The sequence below is a fragment of the Mycobacterium sp. 20KCMC460 genome, assembly GCF_022179425.1.
GTDB classification, from domain to species: Bacteria; Actinomycetota; Actinomycetes; order Mycobacteriales; family Mycobacteriaceae; genus Mycobacterium; species Mycobacterium kiyosense.
Genome location: NZ_AP025524.1, coordinates 2,601,655 through 2,617,245, shown reverse-complemented (window position 1 = coordinate 2,617,245; position 15,591 = coordinate 2,601,655). Strand labels below are relative to the sequence as shown.

The following is a 15,591-nucleotide window of genomic DNA, read 5'->3' as shown; positions in this document are numbered from 1 at the left end:
TGGGCCCTCAGATCACATCACATGCCCGACTATTCCGGCGGCTACGGGGAACCCTGATTGCCAACACGTCGTCACTGAGTAGTCACACGGGAAGGAGTCGACTCGTGCAGGGACACGAAATCCGGTCGCTGGCCGATCTGGCCGGGGAAGGCACCCGGGTGCTGACCACATTCGTCCGCGACATGCACCACGGCATCGCCAGCCGCGTCTTCGACTCGATCGGCCCGGCGGCCAAACCGGTGCAGGCCATTCACGACGGCGCCGCATCGACGGTGTACACGCTGGTCGACGCCGCGGTCCGGGGTTCCCTCTACGGCGCCGGCGCGCTGGCCGCCGAAACCATCAGCAACGACGACGACCCGACGGTGCAGGCCCGCCCGCGGGTCGCCGGGGCCCTCGCCGCGCTCAACGGCATCTACGGCGACGAGATGACCAACCGCAACAACGGCTTCGCACTGAACATGCAGATCCGGCGCAAGGGGCAGCCGGTGGCACTGACCCCCGATTCCCTTCGGCAGGCGTTCCCGACGGCGACCGGCCGGGTCGTCGTCTTCACCCACGGCTGGTGCATGACCGAACGGTCCTGGTGGCGCGAGCCGCGCACCGGCGAACCGCTGCGCCCGTACGGCAAGCGGCTGCGCAAGGACCTCGGCTACACCCCCGTGTACCTGCGCTACAACAGCGGCCTGCACATCTCGGCGAACGGCCAGGCGCTGGCCGGCCTGCTGAACGAAATGCACGCGCTGTGGCCGGTGCCGGTGCGGGAACTGGTCCTGGTCGGCCATTCGATGGGCGGCCTGGTGGCACGCAGCGCCTGCCATTACGGCACTGAGCGCGAACACGACTGGACCGCGGCCGTGCGCAACGTGGTGTGCCTCGGTTCGCCCCACCTGGGCGCGGAGCTGGAAAAGGGTGTCAACGCCGCAGCCTGGGCGCTGGCCAAGCTGCCCGAAACCCGGGCCGTGGCACGGTTTCTCAACACCCGCAGTGACGGTGTGAAAGATCTGCGGTATGGCGCGCTGCTCGACGAGGACTGGCGGGATGCCGACCCGGACGAGTTTCTGCGGGACCGCTGCCAGGAGGTGCCGTTCCTGCCGCATGCGGTCTACCACTTCGTCTCCACCACCGCGGCGCCGCGCGCGGTCGGCCTGCTGGTCGGCGACCATTTGGTGCGACCCAGCAGTGCGGCCGGGCGCGGGCGGGACCGCAGGATTCCGTTCGAGCCCGAGCACGGGCTGACCCTGAGCGGGCTGAATCATTTCGATTTGCTCAACCATCCGGCGGTGTACGACAAATTGCTGGCCTGGCTGGGCTGATCGGGCGCACAATCGTAGGCGTGGCCACCTGGGACGACGTCGCGCGCATCGCCGCCGAGCTGCCGCTGGTCACCGAGCAGTCGCAGCACGACTGGCGGGTCGGCAAGAAGTTGCTGGCCTGGGAGCGCCCGTTGCGCAGGTCCGACATCGAGGCCCTGACGAGCACCGGTGCGCAGCCACCGGAAGGCGACATCCTTGCAATACGGGTCCCCGACGAGGGGGTGAAGTTCGCGCTGATCGCCGACGAGCCGAGGATTTTCTTCACCACCCCGCATTTCGACGGCTACCCGGCCGTGCTGGTCAAGCTGGCCGAAATCGGGTTCTTCGAGCTCGAGGAGTTGCTCACCGAGGCTTGGTTGACGCAGGCGCCGCGACGGCTGGTCAAGGAGTTTCTGGCCAAGTCGTCGTAACGGCCTGCAGGTCGTCGGCGCAGCCCGCGACGACGTCGGCGAGCACCACTTCGGTGCTGTCCCGCGCCGTTGTGTGCAGCTCGCCGGCGTGGCGGCGGGCGGCGGCGATGTGCGTGGCCGCCGCCGCGGGATCGGCGTCGGCCAGCGCGGTCGCGGCAATCAACTCCGCAATCGCGGCGCGCATGGCCGGGGAGACGTCCCGGCCGACCGGACGGGTCACCGAGCGAACCAGATGCAGGACGCAGCCGGCGAACAGGCCCAGCTGCGCAGCCTGCGCGTCGATGCGCCGAATGGTGGCGCGGGACGCCCAGCGCCGCGGCGCGCGGCGCACCGTCAAGTCGGCCGTAGCGCGCGCTTCGATCAACACACCGACCTGCGCGTGCAGCTGATCCGAGACGTCTCGCGGCCAGTCGGGATCACGACTACCCGGGTCGCTCAGCATGCCCGCAGCTTGCTCGAGGGCCTGGTGCGCGGCCGCCAACACCCCGGTGCGCGCGTCGGCGATCAGGCGGTGCGGGTCGGCCGGAAAGAACACGATCGCGAACAGCAGGGCCAGGCTGCCGCCGATCAGGGAGTCGAAGAGCCGTTCGGTCACCACCACGCCGCTGTGGGCGAACACCAGCACCAGGATCGCCGAGACCGCCGTTTGGTTGACGAACATCAAGCCCTGCCCCATGGCGCCGCGCCCGATCAGCACCGCGACCGACAGCGCCACGAACACCGCCACGCCGATCGCGATGCGACCGGCCCCGAGAAAGCCTTCCACCGCACCGCCCACCGCGATACCCAGCGCGACGCCGACCATCATCTGGGTGGCACGCCGCGCTCGCAGCACGTTGCTGGCCGACATGCACACCACCGCCGAGATCGGCGCGAAGAACGGTTGCTGGTGACGCAGCAGGTCGTGGGTCAGGTACCACGCCAGTGCGGCGACCACGGAGGTTTGGGTGATCGGCCACAGCGCGGCGCGCAGCCGGTGCGCGGCGGCCACGCCCTCGCCGGCGGCGCCGGTCAGCAGCGAAGTGCTCATGACGTCTGCTTACCGCACCGGGTGTGAAATATGCGACGCGGGCGCTGCTACCCGTTCGCGCCGCAGAATCGAGGAGCGCTCAGCCGCGCTGCAGTTCGAACAATGGAATCACCCGGCTGGTCTTGGCCTGATATTCACCAAAGCCTGGCGCTTCGGCCACCAGCCGCGAGAAGAGTTCGTCACGCTCGGCGGGCGGCAGTTCCCGCGCGGTCACGTCGAAGGCGTCGGTGCCGACTTCGACCCGCGCGGCGGGGTTGGCCCGCAGGTTGTGCACCCAGGCCGGGTTGACGGGGGCACCCGCGAAGGACCCGATGATGATCAGCTTGCCGTCGATGTCGAAGTAGGCCAGCGGTGAGGTCCGCTGTTCGCCGGACTTGGCGCCCGTGGTGTGCAGCAACAACAGGTCGGCGCCCGCGAACTGGCCACCCACCTTTCCCTGGTTGGCACGGAACTCGGCGATGATGTCTTTGTTCATCGCCTTGGCCATCTCGGCCATCGCCTTCGGGTCGTCCGGCAGTTGCGTCATACCCCGTCCAGCGGCTTGGGCTTGAAATCTATTCCGGACTCCTTGCGCTGCTGGGCGGTGATGGGCGCCGGCGCGTCGGTCAGCGGGTCGACGCCGCCGCCGGTCTTGGGGAACGCGATCACCTCGCGGATCGAGTCGACGCCGGACAGCAGCGCGTTGATCCGGTCCCAGCCGAATGCGATGCCGCCGTGCGGCGGTGCGCCAAAAGTGAAGGCCTCCAACAGGAAACCGAATTTTTCCTGCGCCTCGTCCGGGCCGATGCCCATCACCTCGAACACCCGCTCCTGGACGTCGCGGCGGTGGATACGGATCGAGCCGCCGCCGATCTCGTTGCCGTTGCAGACGATGTCGTAGGCGTCGGCCAGCACCGCGCCGGGATCGGATTCGATGCGGTCCTGCTGTTCGGCCTTCGGTGCGGTGAACGCGTGGTGGACCGCGGTCCACGCTCCCGAGCCGACGGCCACGTCACCGGCCTCCACGGCGTCGTCGGCCGGCTCGAACAAGGGCGGGTCGACGATCCAGACGAACGCCCAGCTGCCGGGCTCGATCAAGTCCAACCGGTGCGCGATCTCCGAGCGCGCCGCGCCCAACAGCGCCCGGGATCCCTTGACCGGGCCGGCGGAGAAGAAGATGCAGTCGCCGGGGTTGGCTCCGACGTGGCCGGCCAGGCCGTCGCGTTCGGCGTCGGTCAGGTTCTTGGCAACCGGACCGCTCAGCGTGCCGTCGTCGCCGACCAGCACGTAGGCCAGCCCGCGGTGCCCACGCTGCTTGGCCCACTCCTGCCAGCCGTCCAGGGTGCGGCGCGGCTGGGACGCGCCGCCGGGCATTACCACCGCGCCGACGTAGGGCGCCTGGAACACCCGGAAGGTGGTGTCTTTGAAGAACTTCGTGCACTCGACGAGCTCCAGCCCGAAGCGCAGGTCCGGCTTGTCGGAGCCGAACCGGCGCATGGCGTCGGCGTAGGTCATCCGCGGGATCGGGGTGGGGATCTGGTAGCCGATCAACGCCCACAACGCGGACAGGATCTCCTCGGAGATCGCGATGACGTCGTCGACGTCGACGAAGCTGAGCTCCATATCGAGCTGGGTGAACTCGGGCTGGCGGTCGGCGCGGAAGTCTTCGTCGCGGTAGCAGCGGGCGATCTGGTAGTAGCGTTCCATGCCGGCCACCATCAACAGCTGCTTGAACAGCTGCGGGCTCTGCGGCAGCGCGTAGAACGTGCCCGGCCGCAACCGGGCCGGCACCAGGAAGTCGCGCGCACCTTCCGGCGTGGAGCGGGTGATGGTCGGCGTCTCGATCTCGACGAAGTCGTGCCGGGCCAGCACCTCGCGGGCCGCGGCATTCACCTTGGAGCGCAACCGAATTGCCGCGGCCGGGCCATCGCGGCGCAGATCCAGGTAGCGGTACTTCAGCCGCAGCTCCTCCCCCGCCGGCTCGTCCAGCTGGAACGGCAGCGGCGCGGACTCGCCCAGCACGGTCAGCGCGGTGGCGTTGACTTCGATGTCACCGGTGGCGATCTCGGGGTTGGCATTACCTTCCGGGCGGATCTCGACCACCCCGGTGACCGCGACGCAGAACTCCGAGCGCAACCGGTGCGCCTGGGCCAGCACATCGGCTTCGCGGAACACCACCTGGGCGACGCCGGACGCGTCACGCAGATCGATGAAGATGACACCACCGTGGTCGCGGCGGCGGGCCACCCAGCCGGCCAACGTCACCTGTTGCCCGGCGTCGCTGTCCCGTAGCGAACCGGCGGCGTGGCTGCGCAGCACAAAGACTCCTTAAGACCTGAATTGGATGACTGCCCAGTCTAAAGGGCGGGTTTGACACGGTACTTTTGCCTGTATTCCAACCTCCATCGCACTCGTGGGTCCCGGCGCTGTCGGTACGACGGTCGCCGCCCTGCTGCACCGCGCCGGGCACCCGGTGCTGCTGTGCGGCCACACTCCGCGCGCGATCATCGAACTGCGGCCCGACCCCGAAGTCTTGGCCGGTGACCCCATCGTGGTGCCCGGACCGGTGCACACCGACCCCGCTGACGTCGGCGGACCGGTCGACGTGCTGATCCTGGCGGTCAAAGCCACCCAGAACGCAGCCGCGGCAGGCTGGCTGGCCCGGTTGTGCGACGAGCGCACGGTGGTGGCCGTGCTGCAGAACGGCGTCGAACAGCTCGAGCAGGTGCAGCCGCTGTGCCCGTCGTCGACCGTGGTTCCCGGCAGCGTGTGGTACTCGGCGGAGACCCAGCCCGACGGGTGGGTGCGGTTGCGTGGCGAGGCCGCGCTGGTGCTGCCCACCGGGCCGGCGGCGGAGGCGCTGGCCGACCTGCTGCGCGGGGCCGGCTGCCGGGTGGACTGCGACCCCGACTTCACCACCGTGATCTGGCGCAAACTGCTGCTCAACGCGCTGGCCGGACTGATGGTGCTGACCGGGCGCCGGTCGGGGATGTTCCGCCGCGACGACGTGGCCGACCTGTCGCGGCGGTATGTGGCCGAGTGTGTGGCGGTGGCGCGCGCCGAGGGCGCCCGGCTGGGCGACGACGTCGTCGCACGGATCGTCGATTCGTTCCGGGTGGTTCCCGAGGACATGACGACCTCGATACTGACCGATCGGGAACACCACCGGCCGCTGGAATGGGACCTGCGCAACGGCGTGATCATCCGCAAGGCCCGCGCCCACGGCCTGCCCACCCCGATCAGCGACGTGATCGTGCCGCTGCTGGCCGCGGCCAGCGAAGGCCCCGGCTAAGGTGCACGGCATGCATCCCTGCGAACGCGTCGACCTGAGCTTCGTCGACAACGCCAAATACCGCTTCCGCAACAGCGTGGACCTGGCCATCACGCCCGAGCAGTTGTTCGAGGTGCTGGGCGACGCCGAAGCGTGGCCGCGTTGGGCGAAGGCGATCACCAAGGTCACCTGGACCAGCCCGGAGCCGCGCGGCGTGGGCACCACCCGCGTCGTGGAGATGCGCGGCGGCATCGTCGGCGACGAGGAGTTCATCGCCTGGGAACCGTTCACCCACATGGCTTTTCGGTTCAACTCGTGCTCGACGAAGGCAGTCGCCGCGTTCGCCGAGGACTACCGGGTGCAGGTCATTCCCGGCGGCTGCCGACTGACCTGGACCATGGCCCAGCAGCCGGCCCGCGGCGCCGGCCTGGGCATGGTGCTGTTCGGGCCGCTGCTGAACCTGGGGTTGCGCTGGTTCCTGCGCAATCTGCGCGCTTACACCGACACCCGGTTCGCCGCCGCCCCGCAGCGATAGGCCGGTGGTGTGCTGGGGCGGTCAATTCCCCTGCGCGTCGCGGACACTTTGCGGTAACCGTGGATCTGCGGGACCGATGCGGATGGAGGTTCTGCTGGGGATCGGAACGGATCGGTCGGGACACGCCATATCCGTACCGCCACCGCAGATTCCGGATCGCAGGTACGACGGCGAATTCACCGCGGTGGAGTCGTTTTGCACCTGCAGCCAGGTCCAGGGTCCGAAGTAGGACACGCCGGTCCACAGGCACACCACGCCGGTTACCGCCAGCGTGGACACCTTGTTGCGCCACCGCGGGTTGATGGACTGCAGACCCGTTTCGACAAACGTCTCGCCGCGATCGTTGCGCGTGACGCGCAAAAACGTGACCCCGCAACCGAACAGCGCCATGATGAATCCCTCGTAAAGCGGGAACTGGTAGACGGTTCCCGCGAACAAACTCAGGCTCCCCACCACGCCCTGATAGATCCACACCTGCGGAATGATGAACAGGGCGAACTCGAATGGCATCCAGATGCCGGCCAGCAGGAAGAACAGTGCGACCCATCGCGAGATCTGGCCCAGCTGTGGGAATTTGCGCTCCGAGAAACGCAACCACCAGGCTCCGATCAGGGACAGCAGCACCCCGGAGTAGACGTATTGCGGCAGGGCGTAGAGCAGTCCGTCGGGAAAATGAGCCTGCCCGGGATAGCGGAATCCGGGAATGTAATTCGCCCAGGTGCCCCAGCTGATGCTGTGGGCGTTCATGGCGAAGGTGTAGTTGTAGAAGTTCACCATCGGCTCCCAGAAGTAGCCGATCATCATGCCGATGACGAGCTTGCCGTCGAAGGAGACCTTGCCGTCCCTGATCCAGGGTTTGATCAGGAACCGCCAGCACAGGTAGACCGTTGAGGCGGCACTGGCGATCTCCAGTGCCCGCAGGTACCACAGGTACGGGTAGTGGTCCGGCCCCGACGGTATGGGCCGGCCGAAGTCGTCGGAGGCGAACCAGCGCAGCCATCCCTGCGCGGCTATCACCAGCAGCAGTGCCCCCAACGCGGCGAACCACCAGATCGGCTTCGATTCGGCGTTGGGCTGAGCCGGCAGAGATGACGGGGACGTCTTCGAAGATGTCGACTTGGCCTGCGTCATCAGGACCTCCGATCTTGGGGAACCGCCAACCTTCAGAACAGACTTACCGACATGGCGTTATCGACGGGCAAGGCGACACCCGATACGAACTCGGCCTCCCCGCTTGCGAGGTACACCAACGCGCGGGCGATGTCGTCGGGAACGCCGACACGCCCCTGCTTGGCGGCCACCACGTCGGCAATCGGCATCGGCGCAACGGACTCGTAGATGGCTTTGATGCCGTCGAGCATCGGCGTCTCGATGATGCCGGGCAGCACACAGTTCACCCTGATGCCCAGGGGCCGTAGCTCGAGCGCTGCGGACTGGGTGAGGTTGATCAGCGCGGCTTTGGACGCCGCATAGCCGGCCATCGCGGGCATGCCGCGCAACCCCGCGGTGGACGCGGTGATCAGGATGGCACCGCCGCCGCGTTCGGCGATGCGCGGGGCCGCGTACTTGATCCCGTAGTACGGACCGGCGATGTTGACGGCCAATGTCCGCTGCAGATCCTCGGCAGACGCATCGACGATCAAACCGCCGGCGGAACTGACCCCCGCGTTGTTGATCAACACGTCAAGGCCGCCGAACGCCTCGACGGTCGCCTCGACCGCGGCCTGAACGTCAGCCGGTTCGCTGACATCGCAATGCAATGCTGTTGCCGCGCAGGTAGTTTCGGCTAGCGATTGGGCGGCGGGCAGATCGATGTCCGCGATCAGGACCTTGGCACCCGCCTCCAGCAGACGCAGCACGGTGGCTCGGCCGATCCCGGACGCACCCCCCGTGACCAGCGCGACCTTGCCGTCAACCGCGGTGCTCATGAAAGCCCTTCGCCGCCAAGAAGTTTGATCACCTGCGAGATCTGATGGCTCCAGTGGGCCCCGTATTCGGGATCAGCGCTGGCGGCCATATTGAAGAAGCTGACCTCGTTGATCCCCGCGTCGATCATCTCCTGAACACGACCGGCAACGCGTTCCGGCCCTCCCCACACCAGCGCGAAATCGGTGACCTGATCCGGAATCTTCGCCGTCATCTCGGCGACCCGCTGGGGACTGGCCAGCATCGGGTTGATGTCCTGAGCCCAGTTGAAGTCGCCGAGCGGATTCTCGAAGCCCCACTTTTCCCAGGTCTTGCTCGAATCGATGCTGGCGCACGTGATCGCAATCCAGCCCGGGTTGGGCTGACGTGCCAGCTCCCACGCTGTTTTGTCGTCTTCGGCGAGGACTGTGATCACCTGGGCGTTGAACCGCAACGCCTCAGGATCGCGGCCCTCTTTCTCGGCGAAAGCTTTGATCCCGCCGATGTAGTCGGCGAGCCAGGCGTAGTCGTTGCCGGCGCCACCGGGCAGAAATGTCAGCCAGCCGTTGCCGACCGTGCCGGCCAAGCGCTGGATCCGCGGCCCGCCGCCGACGAACAGCAGCTGCGGTGGGCCACCTTCCCACATCGGGATCGGGAAGATGGCATCGCGCAGCGGCCAGAACTCCGAGTCCCGCGACACCGGTGCAGCGCCGGATTCCCACAATGTCTTCCAGATCGCCGCGGCCTCTTCCAGCCGCGAGAACGGCTTGCTGCGCACCTCGCCGAACGGCTTGAACTGCTTCTCCTCGCCGGCGCCGATCGCAAACGTCATGCGGCCCTTGGACATATGCTGCAGCGTCATCATTTCCTGGGCCATCACCGCTGGGCTGCGCCGCAGCGGATCGATCACCGCCAACAGGATCTCGATGTCCTGGGTCAGAACCGCCGCGGCGGCGCACATCTCCATCGAGCCGAACCACGCGTCGGCGTAGAAACTCGTCGGCGCCGAAGGATCGGCGGCCGGCACCGGCGGGGTGAGCATCCCTTGCGGGTGCGTCGACATGATCTGGTCGGGCAGATCGAGGAACTCCCAACCCTGCGCCTCAGCTCGTTTGAACGATTCCAGAGCCGCCTCCATCGGCGGGAATTCGTTGCCGAACAGACCGAACTTCACCGTCTTTGAACTCAACCTCACGCCTTTCGCTCTTGTGATCTGGACCACTGAGAGCATGGTGTTCTATGAGAGTGACTCCTGTCAAGAGCGTTACTAGCACGAGCTGCGGAGGGCTTGCATACTCGATGAAACCGGCGCGAGGAATCGGCTCGACCTGTCGGTCCAGCGCATGCTTACCTGGACCGGGCCCGCCTTGATGGCGGTGTTCTTCCTCGGTTTCTGGGTCCTGGGCCACTTCATTCCGCCGCCGTCGCCCAGTCGCACCCCCGAGGAGGTGGTGGCGTTCTTCCGCGACCACGCCGCCCAGAAGCGCGCCGGTCTGATTCTGGTGAGCCTTGCCGGCGCGCTGGTCTGCACGTGCAGCATGGCGATCAGTGGGCAACTCAAGCGAATCAGCACTCCGCTGGCCTACGTCCAGATGCTGTTCGGCGCGTTGCTGGCGCTCGAGTTCATCTCCCCCATCTTCGTCTGGCAGGCCATCCGGCTGCAGCGTGAACCTAACCGCTACCAGTCGACGGGATCCCAGCTTGCAGTGCGTCGAGGCCGGCCTGGAGATGGTCGACCACCCGACCACCCTCGCCCAGCCAAACCCGCAGAGCGGTGCGGAAGGCCGCCACGGCGGCGCCCGCCAGCACTCCGGCTTCGATATCGTCGTCGGGATCGGTGCCACGGTCAGCAGCCAGAACGCGACGCACAATCGTCTCGACCTGATCGCAGTAGTGCAGATAGCGCGTATACAGCGCCGGTTCCTTATGACACAAACGCGTTCGCGCCAACGCAAATTCGGGATCGGACTCAGCCCAGTACACGGCGTTGTCCAGCAAGACTTCACGCACTCGCGCCCAACCCGAACCACCGGGCGACGTGGACTGCGCCATCAGCGCGCGATAGGAGTTCATCCGCTCGTCGATATCGAAGAAGACCGCGTTTTCCTTGGTGCCGAAGTGCCGGAAAAACGTGCTGGGAGCATAATCCGCGGCCTCGGCAATCTCCTCCACCGTGGTCTGCGCGAAACCCTTCTCCTCGTACTGCCGAAGCGCGACCAACGCCAACTCACGTCGGCCCCGCTGCATCCGGCGCGTCCTCGTCGTCGGCGGTTTCGCAGCAGCCACCTCACCGGCATTCATATACGCCCCCCAAGCTGACGACGACACCACGACAACGGAAATGGGACTCACTCCAATGACGAGAGAATACCCACCCCTGCATCACGCCACGGCGTCAGCACACAGCGCTGCGCCGGCGGCAACGGTCTACAACCTGCTCACCGACGGCGCGAACTGGCCCAGATGGATCAATCTCGACTCCATGACACTGGAGCGCGAGGGCCAAGAGGGCGGCGAAAGCGTGGGCGCCATTCGTCGATTCCGGTTCCGCCGCGCCGGCATCAGATTCGTCACTCACGAACAAGTCGCCGAGCTCATCCCGCAACGCCGCTTCGGCTACGCCCTGGTTTCTGGTCTGCCATTGCGCAACTACCGCGCGAACGTCGACCTCACCCCAACACCCAACGGCGGAACCCACATTCAATGGTCGGGAACGTGGAACACGGCGCTGACAGGAACGGGATTGCCGACCCGATTGCTCATCAAACGGCTCTACCGGCAGTTCAGCCACGGGCTTGCCCGTGCAGCCGAACGGGTATGAGGACTGACCCCGCACCGGAATCGCTGGCACGCACCGGGGGTAGGTATGCAAAGCTGGTTTGCACGGGTCGAAGACCCGGCTGACTGATCTAACGGAGGGCGCGATGACCTTCAACGAGGGTATGCAGATCGATACCAGCTCCGCGTCCTCCTCCGGCGGCGGTGGCGGGATGGGGCCGATCGCCATCGGTGGCGGCATCGGCGGCCTGCTGATCGTGGTGGTCGCCATGCTGCTCGGCGTCGACCCCGGCGGGATCATCAGCCAGCAGCCGATGGACACCGGCGGCGACGTGGCGCCCGGATTCGACCTAAACAAGTGCAAGACCGGTGCCGACGCCAACAAGTACGTGCAGTGCCGGGTGGTGGCCACCGGCAATTCACTGGACGCGGTGTGGAAGCAGCTGATGCCCAGCTACACCAAACCGAAAATGCGGCTGTTCAGCGGCACGGTCAGCACCGGATGCGGGCCGGCCAGCACCGAAGTCGGACCGTTCTACTGCCCGGTGGACAAGACGGCGTACTTCGACACCGACTTCTTCTCGGTGCTGGTCGACCGATTCGGTTCCAGCGGTGGGCCTTTCGCCCAGGAATACGTGGTGGCCCATGAGTACGGCCACCACGTGCAGAACCTGCAGCACACCCTCGGCCGCGCCCAGCAGGGGGCACAGGGCTCGCAGGGAAACGGTGTGCGCACCGAACTGCAGGCCGACTGCTACGCCGGGGTGTGGGCCCACTACGCCTCGACGGTCAAGCAGGACAGCACCGGACGGCCGTTCCTGGAGCCGTTGAGCGACAAGGACATTTCTGACGCGTTGTCGGCGGCGGCGTCGGTGGGTGACGACCGCATCCAGGCGGAGGTGAACGGCCGCGTCAACCCCGAGTCCTGGACGCACGGATCCTCGGCGCAACGCCAGAAGTGGTTCACCATCGGCTACCAGAGCGGCGACCCCAACAAGTGCGACACCTTCGCCACCAACGACTTGGGTTAGCCGGGTTTAACCGAGCATCTTCGCAACTCCCTGCGGCGCCCGGCCGTCAGCGCGTCAAGCGCCCAACGGGTGGCTGCCGTTGAGCAGGGGACCCGGCCGGCCGAGGTCGTCGTGGTCATCCACGCCGAAACACCGTCGCTGAAAACGGCTACCAGGGCCGCGTCGAGCAGGTCACGCCGGTGGTCGCGGTTTGATTCACCACTACCTGGCCGTCGACGGCGATTTCGCAGTGCAGTTCGGGAGTGCCCGACCCGCAGTTGGGCCAGTGGCAGCCGCCGCTGGCGTTGACGAACGCCCACTGGTTGGGGTTGGTCAGGGTCGCGGTGTACACCAGCGGCGTGCCGGGGCTGAACGACACCGGCACGGTGGTCAGAAACTGCGACGAGTTCGCGTCGAAAGCCGCCTGGCTGGGCGGATCGGTGGTGATGTAGCGCACGTTGCCGGTCAGTTCGCCGGTGGCGGTAACGGTGTAGGTGACCTGGTGACCGTCCGCGTGCGCGGTCGCCGGCATCTGCAGCACTGCGAAGGCCACGGCGATCGTCGCCGCAGACGCTGCCGCAACCGCGCTCACGCTTTTTCGCACGTTCGTCATATCGGAAACGCTACCGGATTCGTTACCCGCACCTAGTTACGTCGGTGTTCACCCGGTTGCGGTATGAAGCAGCCATGACCGACGACCCGGAACAAGCTGGCGTCAGCCGGCGCGCGCTGCTGGGTACCGGGGCAGCGGCGGCGGTGCTCGGGGCCGGCGCCGGGGTGGGCGGCGCCGCGCTGCTCTGGTCGAAATCACCGGGGGTCTGGGTTCGGCCCGACCGCACCGGCGCCCCGCCGGTGGGTGGTCTGCATCTGCAGTTCGGCCGCGACGCCGCCACCGAAGTAGTGGTCTCCTGGCACAGCACGGATGCGGTACACAACCCGCGCGTGCTGTTGGGCACGCCCACCGGCGGCCTGGGTACCGGCGTGGCCGCCGAAACCCGCACGTATCGGGATGCCAAGTCGGGCAACGAAGTTCGCGTCAACCATGCTCGGCTCACCGGCCTGACCCCCGATACCGACTACATCTATGCCGCCGTGCACGACGGCGCCACGCCCGAACTCGGCTCCATCAGGACCGCACCGTCCGGCCGAAAACCGTTCCGCTTCACCAGTTTCGGTGACCAGTCGACGCCTGCCCTGGGCCGGTTGTCCGACGGGACCTACATCAGCGACAACATCGGCTCCCCCGCGGCCGGCGACACCACCGCGGCCATCGAACGGATGGCGCCGCTGTTCAACCTGGTCAACGGCGACCTGTGTTACGCCAACTTGGCCCACGACCGGATCCGCACCTGGTCGGACTGGTTCGTCAACAACTCCCGCTCGGCCCGGCACCGGCCGTGGATGCCCGCGGCGGGCAACCACGAGAACGAATTAGGCAACGGCCCAGTCGGTTACGGCGCCTACCAGACGTACTTCACGGTGCCCGATTCCGGCGCCGACGCCGAACTACGCGGACTGTGGTATTCGTTCACCGCCGGCTCGGTGCGCGTGATCAGCCTGAACAATGACGACATCGCCTATCAGGACGGCGGCAACTCCTACATTCACGGCTATTCCGGTGGCGCGCAAAAGCGTTGGCTTGCAGCCGAACTGGACGCGGCTCGGCGAGATCCCGGGATCGACTGGGTGGTGATCTGCATGCACCAGACGGCGATCTCGACCGCCAAGGGCAACGGCGCCGACCTGGGGATCCGCCAGGAATGGCTGCCGCTGTTCGACCAGTACCACGTCGATCTGGTGCTGTGCGGACACGAGCACCACTACGAGCGGTCCCATCCGTTGCGCGGCACGATGGGCACCGACACCCGCACGCCGATCCCCGTCGACACCCGCAGCGACGTCATCGACGTCACCCGGGGAACGGTGCACGTCGTCATCGGCGGGGGCGGCACGTCGCGACCGACCAATGGGCTGTTCTTCCCCGACCTGCGGTGCCAGGTGATCACGGGGGTGGGGGAATTCGATCCTGCCGTCGGGCGAAAGCCGCCGATCTACGTGATGGAGGATGCGCCGTGGTCGGCGTTTCGGGACCGCGACAATCCGTACGGTTTCGTGGCTTTCGACGTCGACCCGGGCGTTTCCGGCGGGTCGACGTCGATCAAGGCGACGTACCACGTGGTGACGGGACCCTACGGCGCGACGCGGGCGGTGGATCAGTTCACTTTGACCAAGCCCCGCGGTTAAAACAGGGTCTGTTGGACGGGCCCGGGCATTGTCGTTGCTACTACGGCCGGCGTCGTCAGCCGGTGGTCGCCGCTTAGCCGGTACTTCGCCGCCAACGGCCGGGCGCGGTCGCGCAGCATGTCGCGGTAGGTCTGCGGCAGATATGCGCTGCGGCGGTACAACTCGCGATAGCGGCTTACCAGTTCGGGATGCGCGCGGGCCAGCCAGGACATGAACCATTGGCGGGTCGAGCCGCGCAGATGCAGACCGAAAACCGTCACGCCGGTCGCGCCGGCGGCCGCGATCCGGCCCAGCAGGTCATCGAGGTGCTCGACCGAATCGGTGAGGTGCGGCAGCACCGGCGCCACCATCACGTGGCAGGCCAGATTGGCCTCGCGAATCGCGGAGATCAGCGCCAGCCGTGCCTGCGGCGTGGGCGTACCCGGCTCGACGTCGCGGTGCAGTTCGGCATCACCTACCGCCAGCGATACCGACACCGACACCGGAACCTGTTGGGCCGCTTCGGTGATCAGCTTGAGGTCGCGGCGCAGCAGCGTTCCCTTGGTCAGGATCGACAGTGGTGTCCCGGAGGCTGCGAGAGCGGTGATGATGCCGGGCATCAGCGCGTACCGCCCCTCGGCGCGCTGGTAGGGGTCGGTGTTGGTGCCCAGTGCGACGGTTTCGCGCTGCCACGACGGTCTTGCGAGTTCGCGGCGCAGTACCTCGGCGACGTTGGTCTTGACCACGACCTGGGTGTCGAAGTCGGCACCGGAGTCGAAGTCCAGGTATTCGTGGGTGGGGCGGGCAAAGCAGTAGCGGCAGGCGTGCGAGCAGCCACGGTAGCCGTTGACGGTGTACCGGAAGGGCAGGGCGGCCGCATTGGGCACCTTGTTCAGCGCGGACTTGCACAGCACCTCGTGGAACGTCATGCCCTCGAACTGCGGCACTCGCACGCTGCGGACGAAGCCGATCCGCTGCAGGCCGGGCAGCGCGCCGTCGTCCTGCGGAGAATCGACGGGGGAACCGTTGACAGCTATCGTTTGGCCGGCCCAGCGCATACCCCTATTCGAACAATTGTTCGATAGTCGCGTCAAGAGGGCGGCCCCGGACCGCCGGCGCCCCTGCCTTCGCGTC

General features: G+C 67.0%; 15 protein-coding genes and 1 pseudogene. 7 read left to right on the top strand and 9 right to left on the bottom strand.

The window, feature by feature from the left end; all coding sequences use genetic code 11:
* Nucleotides 1–104: 104 nt before the first annotated feature.
* Nucleotides 105–1,316 carry an alpha/beta fold hydrolase gene (locus tag MKCMC460_RS12385; protein WP_236976137.1) on the top strand — a complete coding sequence of 404 codons (1,212 nt, stop codon included), beginning with the start codon at nt 105–107 and terminating at the stop codon, nt 1,314–1,316.
* 20 nt (nt 1,317–1,336) lie between these two features.
* Entirely contained in the window at nt 1,337–1,726 is a 390-nt protein-coding gene (locus MKCMC460_RS12380; protein ID WP_236976139.1) for an MmcQ/YjbR family DNA-binding protein, read from the top strand.
* Here the strand turns inward: MKCMC460_RS12380 and MKCMC460_RS12375 are convergent.
* The 3 genes from MKCMC460_RS12375 to aspS all read right to left on the bottom strand — a co-directional run bounded on the left by MKCMC460_RS12375 (nt 1,698) and on the right by aspS (nt 5,054).
* A complete protein-coding gene (locus tag MKCMC460_RS12375; RefSeq protein WP_236976141.1) occupies nt 1,698–2,756 on the bottom strand; it encodes an aromatic acid exporter family protein in 1,059 nt (352 codons plus the stop codon). The two genes, MKCMC460_RS12380 and MKCMC460_RS12375, sit on opposite strands and share 29 nt — an antisense overlap.
* A 79-nt stretch (nt 2,757–2,835) precedes the next feature.
* On the bottom strand, nt 2,836–3,282 hold the full coding sequence (locus MKCMC460_RS12370; RefSeq protein WP_236976146.1) for a nitroreductase family deazaflavin-dependent oxidoreductase: 447 nt from the start codon (nt 3,280–3,282) through the stop codon (nt 2,836–2,838).
* Entirely contained in the window at nt 3,279–5,054 is a 1,776-nt protein-coding gene (aspS, locus tag MKCMC460_RS12365) for an aspartate--tRNA ligase (RefSeq protein WP_236976147.1), read from the bottom strand. Before aspS ends, MKCMC460_RS12370 begins: the two co-directional genes overlap by 4 nt.
* Nucleotides 5,055–5,127: 73 nt before the next feature.
* Between aspS and MKCMC460_RS12360 the strand changes: the two genes are divergently transcribed.
* On the top strand, nt 5,128–6,027 hold the full coding sequence (locus MKCMC460_RS12360; protein WP_236984217.1) for an oxidoreductase: 900 nt from the start codon (nt 5,128–5,130) through the stop codon (nt 6,025–6,027).
* A gap of 10 nt (nt 6,028–6,037) precedes the next feature.
* A complete protein-coding gene (locus MKCMC460_RS12355) occupies nt 6,038–6,541 on the top strand; it encodes an SRPBCC family protein (protein WP_236976148.1) in 504 nt (167 codons plus the stop codon).
* Nucleotides 6,542–6,562: 21 nt separating this feature from the next.
* Here MKCMC460_RS12355 and MKCMC460_RS12350 read toward each other — a convergent pair whose 3' ends face one another.
* The 4 genes from MKCMC460_RS12350 to MKCMC460_RS12335 form a co-directional block, all read right to left on the bottom strand.
* Nucleotides 6,563–7,672: a spirocyclase AveC family protein gene (locus MKCMC460_RS12350; RefSeq protein ID WP_236976150.1), complete on the bottom strand. Its 1,110-nt coding sequence runs from the start codon at nt 7,670–7,672 to the stop codon at nt 6,563–6,565.
* A 32-nt stretch (nt 7,673–7,704) separates the two neighbouring features.
* On the bottom strand, nt 7,705–8,469 hold the full coding sequence (locus tag MKCMC460_RS12345; RefSeq protein ID WP_236976152.1) for an SDR family NAD(P)-dependent oxidoreductase: 765 nt from the start codon (nt 8,467–8,469) through the stop codon (nt 7,705–7,707).
* Entirely contained in the window at nt 8,466–9,635 is a 1,170-nt protein-coding gene (locus tag MKCMC460_RS12340) for an LLM class flavin-dependent oxidoreductase (RefSeq protein ID WP_236976154.1), read from the bottom strand. The genes MKCMC460_RS12345 and MKCMC460_RS12340 overlap by 4 nt, the downstream gene beginning before the upstream one ends.
* Before the next feature lie 482 nt (nt 9,636–10,117).
* On the bottom strand, nt 10,118–10,693 hold the full coding sequence (locus MKCMC460_RS12335; RefSeq protein ID WP_236976156.1) for a TetR/AcrR family transcriptional regulator: 576 nt from the start codon (nt 10,691–10,693) through the stop codon (nt 10,118–10,120).
* A 109-nt stretch (nt 10,694–10,802) separates the two neighbouring features.
* Here MKCMC460_RS12335 and MKCMC460_RS12330 point away from each other — a divergent pair, with 109 nt between their 5' ends.
* Together MKCMC460_RS12330 and MKCMC460_RS12325 are read left to right on the top strand one after the other, a co-directional pair.
* A complete protein-coding gene (locus tag MKCMC460_RS12330; RefSeq protein WP_236976159.1) occupies nt 10,803–11,267 on the top strand; it encodes an SRPBCC family protein in 465 nt (154 codons plus the stop codon).
* Nucleotides 11,268–11,370: 103 nt separating this feature from the next.
* Nucleotides 11,371–12,255, top strand: a complete 885-nt coding sequence (locus MKCMC460_RS12325) for a neutral zinc metallopeptidase (RefSeq protein WP_236976161.1) — start codon at nt 11,371–11,373, stop codon at nt 12,253–12,255.
* A gap of 148 nt (nt 12,256–12,403) precedes the next feature.
* On the opposite strand, the gene MKCMC460_RS12320 is transcribed toward MKCMC460_RS12325, so the two are convergent.
* Nucleotides 12,404–12,847 carry a hypothetical protein gene (locus MKCMC460_RS12320; RefSeq protein ID WP_236976163.1) on the bottom strand — a complete coding sequence of 148 codons (444 nt, stop codon included), beginning with the start codon at nt 12,845–12,847 and terminating at the stop codon, nt 12,404–12,406.
* 63 nt (nt 12,848–12,910) lie between these two features.
* Between MKCMC460_RS12320 and MKCMC460_RS12315 the strand changes: the two are divergent.
* Nucleotides 12,911–14,478: pseudogene (locus MKCMC460_RS12315) on the top strand (purple acid phosphatase family protein).
* Here MKCMC460_RS12315 and MKCMC460_RS12310 read toward each other — a convergent pair.
* Nucleotides 14,475–15,515: an Rv2578c family radical SAM protein gene (locus MKCMC460_RS12310; protein ID WP_236976167.1), complete on the bottom strand. Its 1,041-nt coding sequence runs from the start codon at nt 15,513–15,515 to the stop codon at nt 14,475–14,477. The pseudogene MKCMC460_RS12315 and the gene MKCMC460_RS12310 sit on opposite strands and share 4 nt — an antisense overlap.
* Between the last annotated feature and the right edge of the window lie 76 nt (nt 15,516–15,591).